We start from the raw sequence: 14,263 nt of genomic DNA, 5'->3' as shown, positions 1-14,263 counted from the left end.
CTACGGATTCCAGCTTCAGTACCCGGCCGCCAAGACCGCGCGGGCGTGCGCCGGGATGCTCGTGGTCGACCCGGTGCTGGACCTCGCGGGGAAGTCGAAACTCTCTCTGCTCGGTCTGGGATTCCACACCTCCAGCAGGCAGTTCGACGTCTCCAGCGATGTGACAGAGCCGTCCGGCCTGGCGACGACGTGCGATGTCAACGGTGTCGTCGTCTCGATCGGGACAGCGTCCGGCGCCCACAACGCATACGGCTTCTATTCCTTCCAACGGGACCAGGACGCCCTCCCCGTCCCTCTGGACGCGGGGTGGCAAGGTTTCATGGTCACTGAGGAGAAAGAGGCCACCGCATCGGTTCTGCTCAGTTGCAAGAACTGGACGCCGGAACGGGGCAGCGGAATCCTCGTGGCCGCCGAGTCGCCCTACGGCGGCGAGGTGACGCAGGATGTCCGGCTCGAGCTTGCCCGTGCGGTCACCGGAGCGGCCCAGCGCGCCGCAGAGAAGACGGGTTGTTCGACGGAACCGGGAGATTCGAGCAAGCTCACCGCACCCGCTGCTGCCGCCAGGTCCGTGCCGGCGAACGATGCCACAGGGACCTGCAAGGGGATGACATCAGCGGTGACGGTGATCGAAACCGCCGCCGGAACGTCACCGGCCGAAGAGTGCGTGCTTGTCGGCGGACTCCAACTGGCCGCCGCATACGGGCCCTTCAGTGACGCTTCCCAGGCTGTGGTCAATGGCAGGTACGGCGGCCACGCCACCCCTTCGGGAACCGACACGTACACCGTCTGGACCTCCTCCACTTGCCAGGGTGCCTCGGGCGTCGGCTACTACCACGCTTCACCGATCGAGGGCAGCGACCGCGAGTTCACCTCGGATCCGCTCACCAAGGAGGAGCAGGCGGATCTGGAGCACTTCGCCGAGCAGTCGGCCACCCGTCACGGGTGCCGGAAGCCGGCGGCGTTCACTGGACAGACAAGGCCGTAGGCGTCAGCGCGAGCTCAATTGCCTGAACGCCTCCGCAGGAATCGCCAGGCTGATGCGATGCCCCGGATTGAGCCGCACCGGAACGCCTGCGGCGGCCAGTTGGTGGCCTGGCGCGTGAAGCAGCTGGTGCCAGGAGTCGGGGCGTGGGTGGAGTGGGTGCGGGCGGGGACGTATCGGCTGCCGTCGTTCACGGTGACCGTGTACAGGCCCTGCGGTCCCTCCTGGGCGAAGAGCATGAGCCTGGGCGGACGGTGGTTTCTCCTCGCCCGCGTAGCCGGTGACGGCCTTCTGCATGGCGGCGTCCAAGGACGTGGGGGGAGCGGGGAAGTCCAACGCCACCGGGAGGGGCGACAGTTCAGGCTGTGCCGGAAGGCGTCGAGCTGACCGGCTTCGTCGACGGACCAGCCGCCCACGATTCCGTACGGCGGGACAGCGCCGTCCGCGTCGAAGTACGGGTCGATCGCCGCCGCAGGGAAGGTTTGGATGAGGTCGGCTCGGGTGGGGAGGACGCCGGGTGTGAGATGGCAGACGAGGAAGCCGCCCATGCCACGGCATGCGCCGGAGAGCCAGGCGTCGTGGCGAGAGCCCTGACGCCGAGGAGCCAGCCTGCCGTTCGATCTGCTCGCGGACCTTGACCAGTGCGTCGAAGCGGTCGCCCCCGTCGGCCGCCACCACGTGTCGGGTGCCGTTGTGGGCGAGGGCGTCGAAACGTGCGGGTACCGGGTAGCCCTTCATCGGGTCCGTCCATCGGGCGCGGGCGGAGGTGAGGGTGGCATCCGGTGGAGGTGTGCCGGACGGGCGCGACCAGTATCGGGCTCGGCCGGGCAGACGCCGCAACGCTGATCACCTGGCGATTCCAGCACGCAAGTTGACGCCGTCCCTCCATCGGGTGCTGGTACGTGACTCTTCGGCCTGCGCGAGGTTGCGGAAGTGCACGTCAAAGGCCGCGAGGGATGGGTGTACGGAGTGGCGCATGTCTGGTGACTTCTACTTAGATCCGCAGGAAATGACGAAACTGGCCGGCGCGTTCGAGACGCGGGCCTATGACCTGGCGAGTGCGGTCAGGGCATTTGAGGGGACGACGGGGGCGGAGCAGATCCATGACGGGTTCGGGGTTCTGACGGAGTCCGAAGAGGTCACCTCGGCCTACGTCGAGTTGGCCGCGGGGATGGTCGAATCGTTGGGGAACCTGGCTCGGCACTTCGACGGGTTGAGCCGGGCCGTCAAGCACAACGCGAGGAATTCCGCTGCGGCGGACGACGCTCTCGCCGAGCTGTTCAAGGGTGGCAGGAGTTGAGCGAGGAGAGCGTCGCCGAGAAGGTCTACGAAGCCGGGATCGAGGTGGTGAATCCCGGCGGCCGTCCCGATGTGCTGCGTGCGGCGGCCAAGGGGTGGCGCACGATGGGGGAGGAGCTGGAGGAGGCGTACGGGGGGCTCGACCGGAGGGTGCGGGGCGTTCTCGGTGAGCATTGGCGGGGGGAGTCGGCCCAGGCCTTCCATGAGTATTGGGAGAAGGTCGGACGAGCGGTCGAGGAGACCGTGCCCCTTTTCGAGCAGGCGGCGCGAGGGCTTGAGGAGGCTGCCGACCATATCGAGGAGATCAATGACGAGATTCATCAGATCTACCTTGAGATCGGCGTATCGATCGCTGCGTCCGTCGCGCTTTCCTTCGTCACGGTTGGTTTCTCGGCGGCGGCCGGGGCCGCCAATGCCGTACGGCTGGCTGCGCAGGCGGGGACTGCCGCGTCGAGGTTGGGGCGGCTGCTTGGCAGTGCCGCTCGTTTGTTCCGGTACATGCGAGGGCTGGTGAGGGGCAGCGGGCCGTTGCGGCTCGCCGTCGAGCTGGGCGTGCAGTGGGGTGCGGGGACTGGCACGGGGATCGCGACCAACCTGGCCATGGGCAAGGACGCCGAGCTAACCAACAACGCCGTCAACGGAGCGGTGGGAGCGCTGGGCGGGACGTTCGGGGCCGGCTTGTTGGCACAGCGGCTGGGTGGAGGTGTGTGGGCGAACGCCGCCGACGGCGCGGCCGTGGGGGCCCTCTCGTCCGTCGTCGGCGACACCCTGAACAATTTGCACAGTCGGGACCGGTTCGATGCCTCTTAGATGGCCCTCGGAGCTGTGGCCGGAGGACTCACGGGGGGCTCCGGGAGCGTTGCCGTCCACCGAGCCGTGGACGGCCGAACGCTCTCCTCGGCGCACCAACTCGTAGGGGACGTGGCCATGAATGCTCCCATCAGCTTCGGACTGGGAGCAGGAGGCAACATCTCCAAGGACGTCGACGGGGTGGTCAACGGCAACCCCAACGCCGAAGAGGGAAAGGACAGGCCCGGCACGGTCGCTGACGCAAAGAGGGACGCGGGAGAGGACGCCGGCGACCTGCGGAGACGGCCTGATCCGCAGAGGTATGGAGCGTTCGGGTGAGCAGTGAATGGACCCTGGACAAGGGCGCGAACAGTGCAGCCGACGTCAGCCCTACGAGTCTCTCCCTTCGCTGCGGGAGATTTGTTGCCGCAGCTGCTCCGCTCGCCCTCGTGGCGTTGACAGCAGCGTGGCTCTGCCTGGGAGCCACGCACCTGCGGGCGGCTGTCCTGTGGTGTTCGCTGGTGCTGCTGGCCACCTGCCTAGTGCTCCTGGGTGTGGCGGTGGTGCGTGCGGGCGGCCAGACCCGTGCTGACACCTACCGATGGGCTGTGCGGATCGCTTCGACCACCCCGGGCCGCGGTGGGGGCGCCGTGCCGTTGCTGCTTGGCGGCACGCGCTGGATGTCGGCCCGCCTCGCCGGTGTGATGGTCGCCGTTCCGGCGATGCTGGCTCTCTGGGTGACACTCGCCGTCGTCGACACGCGGGGGACCGGCACCAGTGCGGTACTGGCCGAGACCGGTGCGGTGATCGAGCAGCATGCCATCGTGAAGATCGAGAACGAGGTTGCCGACAGCGCTCACACGACTGCAGATGCCACGGCGGACTTCACCGTACTGCTGCCTTCGTCGACAGGTGAGGGTGTGCCCGTGAGGTTCGAAGCGACCACGAACTTCCGCCGGGAAGTCGGCAGCGACCTCTACGTGGCCCACGTCCCCGAACACCCCGAACTGGGTGCCATCGGTGACGACCAGCGTGGGGAGGTCGAGCGTCAACTCGCCGGGCGGGCCGTGCAGGTCGGCGACTCCTGGACGATCGGTGGTTTTTGGGCGCTGGCGACTCTCGGTCCGCTCGGCTACTGGTGGAAGAACGAGAGCCCGCGTCGCCCCAAGCGCACGGTCGGCCCCGGCTGGAAGGCGCTGCGCGTCTCCGTCACCGGATCCTGCAAGCACATCGACGCGCCCCCGCCCGGCAGTCCGGAGGCGGCCGACGAGAAGAAGCGTCGGGAGAACACCCGCACGCTGCGATGCCTGGTGCTGGAGGGCCGTGGCCGGCAGGTTCCCTTCCACTCCCAGATGGCCGGCGAGGTCGCGGGGGCTGTCCTGAGCGGCGCACAGGGCTGGCTGCTCTGGCACCCGCAGGAGAGCCGCGGCCGGGACGTCCTGGCCGAGCTGGTGGGCGACGATGGCTGGCAACTACCGGGCGCCGTCCCGGTCCAGGTGGTTGAGCAGGTAGAGGAAGCGGGGGTCATGGAACCGGCCCGGCCGGACCCCGACCGGCGAACCCGGGCCCTGGATCTCGGCTCTGGTTGGCTCATGACCGCGTCCGCGCCGGTGGTCGTGGGGTTCGCGGTGGCCCTGGGGTGCCTCGCCGCCCTGCTGCTCGTCCCGGACTGTGGTGCTTGGCGGGTCTGGACGGCCGTGGCGGGAGTACTGGCCCCGCTCGTCGGCTTCACCGTGCAGGCAATGGCGAGGATGGACCACGGTGACGGCGACGAAGCCAGTCCAGAAAACTCCGGTGGATGAGCCAGCGAGGACACCGGAGGCACACTCGGCGCTCGTCGCTGCCGGTCCCGGCCGTCGTCCTCGTCGAATGACCGAGCCGGATCCGGTTGGTGGGGCTGCCTGTTAGCGGCTGACTGGGGGGCGCCGCGCGGACCTGCCCCGCGCAGCTCGAGGCTCCCGTTCGCCCGCCTACCGTTGAACGGGAGCCTCCTGGACGGCGGCCCCCCGGTCAATCCGTGACCGGAAGAGCCACCAGCGTGTACGGAGTCTCCCCATAACTCACGGACGGGTTCGGTTCGGAGACGTAGAGGCGGTTCTCGTGCCAGTAGGGGCGGGCCGATATCGACATGCCCTTGCGGATGTCCGTCGGGTACTCGACGACGGTCTTCATCGCACCGTCCTTCGCGTCGAACTCCACCAGTTCGGGACCCTTGTCGCCGCCGTAGCCGGTCCGGTAGGCCAGGATCCGATCGCCACCGGCAGCGGGCAACGGATAGAAGGACCTGAACTCGGCCGCGTCGGTCTTCCACAGCTGTCGGCCGCTGTCGAGGTCGTAGGCCGCCAGCAGTTCCTTGCTCTTCGCGCCGCTCGTCCCGATGACGAAGGTGTCACCGAAGACGCCCGCCTCCGACCAGGGGCCGCCCAGCGAGTCGTCGCTCCTGACGTACTCGGACGGTGTGGCGGGGGAGAACTGGCTGCGCACCTTGCCCGTCTCGTCGTCGAGGGAGAAGAGGGCGTCCCCGTCGTCGCCGTGCCGGATCAGGACGACCGGAGAGGTCGAGATGACGTCGCGGCCCTCGATCTCGCCGAAGCTGTCCTTGGGAACCTTGTGGTGGTAGGTCCAGCGGGCCTGCCCGGTGGCCGGGTCGACCAGCGAGACCTCGTCCCAGTTCTGGCCCCAGTCGGGGTCGTCGAAGTCGCTGACATGGCAGCCGCGGACTCGGATCAGGGCCTTGCCGCCGGTGAACTCACCACTGGGGCAGTCCTCCGTCGCGAACTTCTTCGGGTCCCAGGCCGTCGTGCCGTCGGACGCCTTGAGGGCCAGCGTCACCTTCGCCGCGTGGACGACGACCACATCGCCGGCCCGGGCGACCGACACCTCGTCCTTCGACGTGGTGCCACCGGGCTTGAGGTCCTTGTCCCAGAGCTCCTTGCCGGTGCCGAGGTCGTAGGCCACGAGGTGGTCGCAGGCCTTCCCCTCGCCGTAGGCGACGATCCCGATGTCGCCGGAGGAGTTCTCGGGCGCGACGCACGCCTCGCTGCTGTCGCCGGGCAGCGCCGTGGCCCACAGCTGCTTGCCGGTGTCGAGGGCGTACGCCTTCACACCGTTCGGCAGCGTCTGGACCACCGCCTTGTCGGTGAACCAGGTGCCCCGCGTCTTCGCCCCGAGAACCGCGTCGACGTCCTCGCCCTGCTGCCGGGAGGCCACGCTCCACAGCACGTTGTTGCTCGCCGAGCCGACGAGCATGTACCAGGCCCCGAAACCGGCCCCGCCCAGCACGAGCACGGCCACGACGAGCAGCACGATCAACCCGACCGGCTTCCCGCGTGTACTTCCCGGCTGAGGTGCGCCGGCAGGTCCGCCGGGTCCGACAGGTCCGAAGGGGCCGCCCGGTCCGGGGTAGCCGTACGCCTGCGGGGGCTGCTGCGGGAATCCGTAGCCCTGCTGCTGGGGTGGACCGTAGCCCTGCGGGGTCCCGTACCCCGGCGGGGGCGCCTGCTGCGGGCCGCCGTACCCATAGCCGTACGGCTGCGGTGGCGGACTCTGCGGCGCCGGGCCTTGCGGTGGCGGGCCCTGCGGCGGTGCCGAGGGCTGCTGCGGTGCCGGGGGCTGCTGCGGGCCCCCGTACCCATATCCCGGCGGGGGGACCGGCGGTGGCTGCCGGCCGTACGGGCCGGCCGGGTCCTGCGTGCCGTCTGCGCTCATCAGCTGTGGCTCCTCACGTAACTCGCCCAGGCGGCCTGGAAGTCGTTCTCGCCCATGCCCGTGGCCGTGCGCAATTGCCGGTCGAGCTGCCCCGGGTGGCGGTACTGGTCGGTGACGAACCGAAGAGCCGCGGCCTCGCCGTTCTTCTCGGCCATGAACCGGATGGCCAGGTAACTGACCGTGTAGTTCGTGGAGACCTCGTCCCCGGCCCCGGGATCAGTGGGCAGCTCGCCGCTGAAGTCCTTGCCGGTGACGTCGTTGCGGACGGTCCACGCGCCGAGTTCGCTGTCGAAGCGGAAGGCCACGTAGTCGGCGAAACCCTCCACGACCCACCAGCGCGTGGAGGAGTCGGCGGCGAAACCCCCGGAGGCGGCCTCCAGCGGCTGCACGATGGCGTGCGCGAACTCGTGGTGGGAGATCTCCTGGACGAGCTTCGGCCAGTACGCCGCGTTGGTGAAGCGGCTGCCGGACATGTCCATCTTGACCCGGGCGCCGCCGTATTGCAGGTCCTTCTCGTCACCGCCGAACCCGGCGTCGAAGGTGGGCATCGCCACGCTCTGGCCGGCCTCCCACGCGACGGACTGCGAGCCGTACAGGGAGGAGTAGGTCTTGCGGCCGGGTTCGAGGACCGTGACGAATCCCGTGGGTGTCTCGGTGCCCTCGGGACCGTTCGCCTTCCACAGCTCGATGTCGTCCTTCGCCGCCTTCTCGATGTACGGCGCGTAGCGGTCGGTGTCGCCGGCGTACTTCTTGTCCGAGATCGTCAGCGTGTGGGCCTTCTTGACGACGTGCATGTCCTCGTAGAGGTCCCAGGGAGCCGGGTAGAACACATAGCTCTTGGCGCCGTAGGCGCCGGGGGCGGGACCGACCCTGGTGATGCGCGGCTCGGCGTCCTTCGACTCCCGCTTGATGATCCACCGGTACCACTCGGACACCGGCCGGACGTCCACGTCCTGGATCTTGTGGACGAAGGCGACGTCGAGGGCGACCGTGGCTCCGTCGCCGTACTCGTCGGTGCCTGTGCCCGTCGTCTTGAGGACGGAGTACTCGGCCTGGGCGAAGGGGATCTTGCGCAGGTTCTCGAAGAGGTTCTTCTGCGTGTCCTTGGCGTCACCGGCGAAGGGCGCGAGATACGTGTCCTCGTCACCGCTCTTCAACGCCTGGCTACGGCCGTCGAGCAGCTCCTCGATGTCGTGCGGGCTGAGCAGTTGCTCGCCTTGTGCACCGCCGGCCGCGGTGGGCAACGCGTCGTCCCCGAGGGCCTGGTAGGCGGCGAGGCCACCTATGCCGAGTACGGCGAGCACGGCGAGGACTACGACACCGATGACGACCTTCTTCAGGCCGCTTCCGCTGTCCCGGTCACCGCCACCCTGGCCACCGCCGCCGCCGCCTCCGCCGGGGTGATGCTGCTGCGGATACGGCGGGTGGGGTGCCGTGTGCCAACCGGGCGCCGTGGTGGGCGGTTGCGGTGGATAGCCGTAGTGGCTCGGCCCCGGCCCCGGCCTGGCCTGGGGCGGATAGGGCACGCCACCTGGCTGCGGCTGCGGCTGCGGCTGCTGTGGAGGAGGTGGGGGTGGTGTCCACCCTCCCTGCCCCTGCGGATACGCGCCGCCCGGTCCTCCGGGCGGCGGAGGGTACGACATGAACTCCCTCTCCCCATGAGTCTCGATGATGCGCGGGAGTCCACAGAGAAATGGAACACGACGAAATGGAACACGACGCTCAACTGATCACAGTCAAGTGATCAGCAGCTCCCCCGAAATGCTCATGACAGCCTACAAGCTCGTCGGTTTCGGTCCGGCGCAGGCCGATGGGGGTGGTGTGGCGTGGTCGTCGCGCCGCCACGCAGGCTCCGGCCGGGCGGCTGCGTGACTGACGCACCGGACTGGAACAGGGAGAAGGCGCCGGCCGCACCTCACCGCTCCCAGAGCACATCCAGCCGCAGCCGTACGGCAGACAGGCCCTCGGAGCCGGCGATGACCAGCAGACCCTCGGGGGTGAGCGCGAGGCCGTCGCAGCCCCGCAGCCAGGGCAGCACCCGCACCCTGCCCGAGAAGACGTGCCACAGATGCACCTCGCCGTCGCTCCAGGCCACGGCGAGCACCGGACCGGCGGAAGTGTCCGCCGAGGCGAGCGCGGTGGCCCGGTAGTGGCGCTGCTGCACCGGCACCGGCATCGGCTCGGCCGAGGTCTCCCACAGCCGTACCGAGCCGTCCGCCCCGGCACTGAAGGTGAGCGTCAGCCCGTCGGCGGTGTCGACGCAGGTGACGGCCGTGACCGGCTGCTGGTGCACGCGGCAGGAGTGCGGGACGTCCTGGTACTCGCCCAGGGACCACACGTGGACCGTGCCGCCCCGGTCGCCGACGACCGCGTACGGCCTCTGAGTGCCGCCGCTGCCGAGCGCGGTGACCAGCGACTCCTCCTCGGCGAGCGCGGCCGAACCGTGGTGCTCGGCGATGCGCTCGAGCGCGAACGCGGCGGTCGGGTCGTCCTCGGTCACGAGCGGCAGCAGCGCGTCGGACCGGTCGAGCAGCAGCGCCGACCGGGCGTCACGGGGGGCTATGGAGCGCGGGCGTACGGAGGCCGGGCGGACGATCGCCGACGCGGTTCCGTCGGACGCGCTCGCGCCGACCGTGCCGAGGCCGGACGCGCCCTCGTCGGGCGCCCCGCTCCCCACGTCGTACGTCCGCAGCCGCCCCGTCGGATCCGAGGCCAGCAGCTTTCTCTCCTCGCCGCCCGGCACCAGGGCCAACGCGCTCACGGGGAGGGCCCGCCGCGCCCACACCGTCGACCACCAGTGCTGCCCGGCGAGCGGCCGCAGGTACTCCGTGAGGTCCGGGTCCGTGTCGACCGCTGCGGCGTGCAGCAGGGCGGCGCGTTCGGCGCTGTCGGTGTGATACGCCGTCAGTTCCGGCGCGGCACGCCTCCACACCTCGCGCAGCCGCCCGGGCGCGGGGATGCGCGGGTCGGCGAGGGCGGCCGTGAGCGCGGTGGCCGAGCCGTGCACCAGGAATCCGGGGTCCGCCAACAGGCCGCGTACGGCGGCTCCTTGGTCGTCGGTGCGCAGCGCGGTGTCGAGGATGCGGCGGCGCACCGCGTCAGGAGCCCGGGACCAGTCGGGGCGGCCGTCGGCCGTGCGCGGGACGGCGGCGACGAGCTCGGCGTACGAGGCCTGTGCGGTGCCTTGGCTGCCGCCTTCCCCCCGGCCCACGGCCTCGACGACCTCGACGACCTCGACGTCGCCGTGTGTGGCCAGCAACCCCGACGTCCCGACCTCAACGGCCGCGCGCAGGTGGGGGACGGTCAGCAACGGCTCCAGCAGCTCGGCGACCAGGGTCTCCGGAGCCGCCGACGGCAGATCGGCGGGGCCCGCCCCGGCCCGGTGCAGATCTGGCACGAGCAGCAGCAAGGGCCGCTCGTCCGCGCCGACTTGGTCGAGCAGACGGTCGGGGGAAAGGGGGCCGTAGCCGAGCTGGCGCCCCAACTCCCAGGCGAAGGTCTCGGTTGTCAGCCCCTCGGAGGGCACGGTGGCATGGACGGTGAGGCCCGGCCGGCCGACGGTCCCGGCCAGGAGCCAGGCGAGCAGGGCGCTCTTGCCGCTGCCCTCCGCGCCCCGCACCAGACACAGCCGCGGCCCGTCGCCGTCGGCGGCCCAGTCGAGCAACTGCTGTCCCGGACCCCGCTTGTCGTCGTCCAGCGGCGGCCAGGAGGCTATGTCCGGCGTGACGGTACCGACGGTCATGATGTGCTGCATCCCCTCTACTGCGGCTGCTCGGCCGCTGCCTCACGCAGTTGCCGGATGCCCTCGGCGCGGGACTCGGCGGTCTCCCCGTAGGGGAAGTTGTGGGTCAGCTGCGCCTCGGGGAAGACCTGTCCGAGCCACAGGGAGCAGTAGTGGCCCGGCATGAAGCAGGCCTCCAACTCGGTGTGGACCCGCAGCACTTGCTCCGGCTGCACGCCCGCGGCCCGCAGCCGGGCCCACAGCCTTTCCTCCGGGTGGACGCCGATGTCACCGGCCTGCGTGACGATCTGCTTCTCGCCCTGGTCGTTGAGGATCTCGAAGGCGGTGAACCACTCCGCGCTCGCGGTGTCCCGGATGTCGTCGAGGACGAGGGGCCACCAGTGCTCCCGTCCCTCGAACGCCCGCGGGTCGAGATTCCGCAGCCGCTGCTCCAACTCCGCGTACGCGGCGGCGGCCTCCTGCGGCACCTCGGTGCCGAGGATCTGGGCGAGGGCCTGGTCCAGCGCGGCGAGCGACTGGGCGAAGGCCTCCGCCGTCGCGTTCACGAACCGCGCGTCCTCGGTCCAGTCGAGGAGCACGGCGCGTACGACGCCCTCCTGGTCGGCACAGATCTCGAACCCGCGGTCCGACCCGAACCGCGCCCACTCCCGGCACTCCTCCAGCACGACCGTACGGTCGACGGATTCGGCGAACTCCTGCAGCCGTACGGGGTCGGACCCGGCCGTCACGAAGTACGGGCCGACGCTCAGGGGGAGAGTGATCTCCCCGATGCGCCGGATATCGCTGTCATTCATCGCCATTACCTCGCCTCGGGTTCGGCGACATGTTCAAGGATGTCGTGCCAACGGGAATGGGGCACCGCAAGCGCGGCCGGGTCGATTTCCCGCATCTGTTCGGTGAGACGGGTCGCAGCGCTCTCCGGGTCGACATGGTCGAGTTCCGACTCGAAGTCGTAGTTCGGGCGCTCCTTCTCCAGCAGATGGAGAAAGCGGGAGAAGGAGGGGAGATCCTTGTTCAGCGGATAGATCTCGGATTCGTCGCCCGGAAGGCAGTACACGACTCCGGAGACACCGTCCAGGGCGATGTCGTCATAGGGCACCGTGCCCAGCAGAAGCCAGCCCTCAGCCCCTTCGGGCAGGTCCGCCCACCGCTCGCGCAGGTCGTCGTAGGCGTCGCCGAGCGTCCTGGCCTGCTCCGGAGAACCGTCCACGAAATCGAACCAGGGATTCGGACGGGCGGGAATGCCGACATCGCGAAGAAGGTCCGCACTCGGTGCTGTCATGGATGGTTCCGCCTAGTCGATGGACTCGTACACGTTCGAGAGCACAGCATCCCACGGGGGCAGACGGGGAGCGTCTTCGTCATCCCAGTCGAAATCCTCCGACCAGGCGGGCTCCACGCCTTCGAAGGGAAGCGGATCGGCCTCGGTCATCCGTTCCCGCAGCGAGATCGCCACGGCCTCCGAATCGTCGACGTCCTCGGACACCGAGTAGTCGTAGTTCGGGCGCTCGACCTGGAGCAGATAGGTGAAATAGGCGAAGGAATCGAGGTCGCGGTTGAGCGGAAGGGCCCGGTACTCGCCGTCCGGGAGGCAATACACCTTTCCGGACTCGGGATCCAGGACGACGACGTCGTAGAAGATCTCACCGATGACGAGCCAGTTCTCCCAGCCCTTCGGCATGTCCTCGTACGCGGAGAAGTGGTCCAGTTCCGCGCACCGGCGGAACCCGGCCGGGGTGTCCTCGCCCTCGAACAGCGCGCCGTCCAGGAGGAAGAAGGAGCTGCGGTCGTGCGGAAGCCCGACCTCGGTCAGGACCGTACGGGCCGAGGCGTGCAGTCCGGCGGGGAGTTTCTCCTCCTCCCACGTCTCGATCTCCTCAGCGGGAAAGACCGACTCCATCATCGCGTGGTCGACGAGCGGGGGCATGTGCTGTTGCTACCTCTTCTTCGGGTTCATGCCGTTCAGGTACTTCTCCATCGCGTCGTTGCCCTTCTGCTTCGAATCCGGTGTGTCGCCGTATTCGACGGTATGGGAGACGCGTACGTCCTTCGGGAGGTACTCCGACATCCAGGCGCTGCAGTTCTGAGCGCCCTTTCCGGTCGTGCACGGTTCTCGTTCGGTGTAGAGCTCGGTCAGCCCGTCCTTGGTCCCGGCGTTGAGGAACGGTATGCCCACCTGGCGCTCCGAATGCGAGGCAGGCCATTTGCTGCGGCCGACGATGATGAACTCGTCATCGGCGCCCTGCTTCCCGTACCGGCCGGCGGCGTAGTTCCGGCTGGAGAACTTCCCCTTCGACGTCCTTCCGTAGTCACTGTTGGCCTGCCGGGCCGTCTTGGTGGCCTGCGAGAGATCAGTGCTTCCGAAGGCTACCTGCTGCGAGGATTTGCTCTCCCGCTTGCCCTTGGCGGGCAGCGGGTAGTTGCCCGCCTTGCGCTCGGGGACGCTGTCGCCCTGGAGGTTCAGCGAGGTCAGACGGGTGCGGTCGTCGGGGGTGAGGTCGTGGTGCCCCTCCGAGGTGATGCGGGTGACCTTGCCCTTGTCGTCGAGGTGGTAGACGGGAATGTCGCGTCCCGGCGACTTGGTGATGCCCTGGAGCTGGGTCGCGATGTCGTCGTCGTTGCCCTTGTGCCGCTTGGCCATCTTGCTCAGGCCGCTGGTCATGCTCTCGTCGAGGTGGGCGGCGGAGCGCTTGACGCCCTTGCCGATCCCCTCCATGACCTCGTCGACCATGGGGTCGAGGAGATTGGTGAGCGGGTCCTTGCCCCGGGCGCGGCCGTGCGAGGACTTCGCGCGGGTCAGCTTGCTGCCGGCGCCGTCGCGGATCTTGCCGCCCGCGCTCTTGAGGCCGTTGCCCGCCCGGTCGTAGGACTCCAGGTCCATGCTGAACTGACCGCCGCCACCGCCACCGCCACCGCCGCCGCCACTGCTCGACCCGCCGTCCCCGCCCGCACCGGCCAGTTGCATCGAACCGCCCGCGCCGCCGCCCGCGCTGGCCAGCTGCATCCCGCCCGACTTGAGACTGTCGACGCCCTCGCCGAGCCCCTTCTCGCCCGCCTTCGCGGTCTGGCCGAGGTCGACGCCGTTCTGCGTCCCCAGGGCGTTGCCGCCCAGCTGGAGGACCAGGTCGCCCGCCATAGCGCCGAGGGCCTGGAAGACCGGGCCCATGGCGACCTCCATGATCCGCCCGGCGATCTCCTCGCACACCTCCTCGAAGATGCGCTTCACCGCGATCCGGGTGACCTGCGTCCCCGCGATACCGCCCAGGGTGGACAGGCCGAAGGTGAGCGGGGCGGCGGCGAGGGCGGCCGCGATCTCCGCGGCGAGGATGCCGAGTTGGGCGATCGCGGCGATCTTCGCGCCCTCGATCAGTACGGCGACGGCGTCCAGCGCGGTCGCCGCCACCCGGCCCGCTTCGGAGAGGTTGGTCAGATGCTTGCCCTTGACGACATCCCAGTGCCTCTCCAGCGCCTGGATCGCCAGCCCCTCGTTCGTCCCGATCAGATCGGTGATCGCCCGGTGCGCGTCCGCGGCGCCGTCCTCGATGTCGTCGGCCAACTCCCGCATGGCCTGGGCCATGTCGCGGTAGTCGTCCTCGTCGACGTTGGGCCAGCTGATGCCTATCAGGTCCAGGGCCGCATCCAGCTCGCTCGGCAGGACTACACCCACAAGGGCCCCCGTTCGAAAGTTTCTCTGGGCAACGTAACTTTGATCGAATCCTGGAAACAAGTTGATCCGACGTCAC

At 69.3% G+C, this 14,263-nt stretch carries 12 protein-coding genes; 5 read left to right on the top strand and 7 right to left on the bottom strand.

Annotated features, from left to right (window positions below; all coding sequences use genetic code 11):
- Positions 1 to 55 precede the first annotated feature (55 nt).
- The 5 genes from H293_RS0135915 to H293_RS0135895 all read left to right on the top strand — a co-directional run bounded on the left by H293_RS0135915 (position 56) and on the right by H293_RS0135895 (position 4,872).
- Positions 56 to 985, top strand: a complete 930-nt coding sequence (locus H293_RS0135915; protein ID WP_259294600.1) for a hypothetical protein — start codon at positions 56 to 58, stop codon at positions 983 to 985.
- Positions 986 to 1,958: 973 nt separating this feature from the next.
- On the top strand, positions 1,959 to 2,282 hold the full coding sequence (locus H293_RS0135905) for a hypothetical protein (protein ID WP_020122645.1): 324 nt from the start codon (positions 1,959 to 1,961) through the stop codon (positions 2,280 to 2,282).
- Positions 2,279 to 3,091, top strand: coding sequence for a WXG100 family type VII secretion target (locus H293_RS53040; RefSeq protein WP_020122644.1), 813 nt, complete (start codon positions 2,279 to 2,281; stop codon positions 3,089 to 3,091). The genes H293_RS0135905 and H293_RS53040 overlap by 4 nt, the downstream gene beginning before the upstream one ends.
- Entirely contained in the window at positions 3,092 to 3,409 is a 318-nt protein-coding gene (locus tag H293_RS60560) for a hypothetical protein (protein WP_259294599.1), read from the top strand. It begins immediately after the preceding gene.
- 110 nt (positions 3,410 to 3,519) lie between these two features.
- Positions 3,520 to 4,872 carry a hypothetical protein gene (locus H293_RS0135895; RefSeq protein ID WP_259294598.1) on the top strand — a complete coding sequence of 451 codons (1,353 nt, stop codon included), beginning with the start codon at positions 3,520 to 3,522 and terminating at the stop codon, positions 4,870 to 4,872.
- Between the two features lie 208 nt (positions 4,873 to 5,080).
- Here the strand turns inward: H293_RS0135895 and H293_RS0135890 are convergent, their stop codons facing one another.
- From H293_RS0135890 to H293_RS54335, 7 genes are all read right to left on the bottom strand, one after another.
- Positions 5,081 to 6,778 (bottom strand): outer membrane protein assembly factor BamB family protein, encoded by a 1,698-nt coding sequence (locus H293_RS0135890; RefSeq protein ID WP_158694484.1) that lies wholly within the window; start codon positions 6,776 to 6,778, stop codon positions 5,081 to 5,083.
- Positions 6,778 to 8,304: a hypothetical protein gene (locus H293_RS0135885; protein WP_020122641.1), complete on the bottom strand. Its 1,527-nt coding sequence runs from the start codon at positions 8,302 to 8,304 to the stop codon at positions 6,778 to 6,780. The genes H293_RS0135890 and H293_RS0135885 overlap by 1 nt, the downstream gene beginning before the upstream one ends.
- Positions 8,305 to 8,693: 389 nt before the next feature.
- Entirely contained in the window at positions 8,694 to 10,520 is a 1,827-nt protein-coding gene (locus tag H293_RS0135880) for a WD40 repeat domain-containing protein (protein WP_259294597.1), read from the bottom strand.
- A gap of 17 nt (positions 10,521 to 10,537) precedes the next feature.
- Complete coding sequence (locus H293_RS0135875; protein WP_158694483.1) at positions 10,538 to 11,314, bottom strand: nucleic acid/nucleotide deaminase domain-containing protein; 777 nt, start codon at positions 11,312 to 11,314, stop codon at positions 10,538 to 10,540.
- A 5-nt stretch (positions 11,315 to 11,319) separates the two neighbouring features.
- A complete protein-coding gene (locus H293_RS0135870) occupies positions 11,320 to 11,802 on the bottom strand; it encodes an SUKH-4 family immunity protein (protein WP_020122639.1) in 483 nt (160 codons plus the stop codon).
- Between the two features lie 12 nt (positions 11,803 to 11,814).
- Positions 11,815 to 12,447 carry an SUKH-4 family immunity protein gene (locus H293_RS0135865; protein ID WP_020122638.1) on the bottom strand — a complete coding sequence of 211 codons (633 nt, stop codon included), beginning with the start codon at positions 12,445 to 12,447 and terminating at the stop codon, positions 11,815 to 11,817.
- A 9-nt stretch (positions 12,448 to 12,456) separates the two neighbouring features.
- On the bottom strand, positions 12,457 to 14,187 hold the full coding sequence (locus H293_RS54335; protein WP_063746958.1) for a nucleic acid/nucleotide deaminase domain-containing protein: 1,731 nt from the start codon (positions 14,185 to 14,187) through the stop codon (positions 12,457 to 12,459).
- Positions 14,188 to 14,263: the final 76 nt, after the last annotated feature.

The organism is Streptomyces canus 299MFChir4.1 (assembly GCF_000383615.1).
Taxonomy (GTDB): domain Bacteria; phylum Actinomycetota; class Actinomycetes; order Streptomycetales; family Streptomycetaceae; genus Streptomyces; species Streptomyces canus_C.
Note: the sequence above shows the minus strand (reverse complement) of the source record. Positions and strands in the feature narration are given on the sequence as shown.

Bases quoted from the DNA above. Each gene is read 5' to 3' on its own strand.
- H293_RS0135905 (WP_020122645.1), top strand. From the start codon at position 1,959: ATGTCTGGTGACTTCTACTTAGATCCGCAGGAAATGACGAAACTGGCC.
- H293_RS0135875 (WP_158694483.1), bottom strand. From the start codon at position 11,314: ATGAATGACAGCGATATCCGGCGCATCGGGGAGATCACTCTCCCCCTG.
- H293_RS0135890 (WP_158694484.1), bottom strand. From the start codon at position 6,778: ATGAGCGCAGACGGCACGCAGGACCCGGCCGGCCCGTACGGCCGGCAG.
- H293_RS60560 (WP_259294599.1), top strand. From the start codon at position 3,092: ATGGCCCTCGGAGCTGTGGCCGGAGGACTCACGGGGGGCTCCGGGAGC.
- H293_RS0135865 (WP_020122638.1), bottom strand. From the start codon at position 12,447: ATGCCCCCGCTCGTCGACCACGCGATGATGGAGTCGGTCTTTCCCGCT.
- H293_RS0135880 (WP_259294597.1), bottom strand. From the start codon at position 10,520: ATGACCGTCGGTACCGTCACGCCGGACATAGCCTCCTGGCCGCCGCTG.
- H293_RS0135870 (WP_020122639.1), bottom strand. From the start codon at position 11,802: ATGACAGCACCGAGTGCGGACCTTCTTCGCGATGTCGGCATTCCCGCC.
- H293_RS0135915 (WP_259294600.1), top strand. From the start codon at position 56: ATGCTCGTGGTCGACCCGGTGCTGGACCTCGCGGGGAAGTCGAAACTC.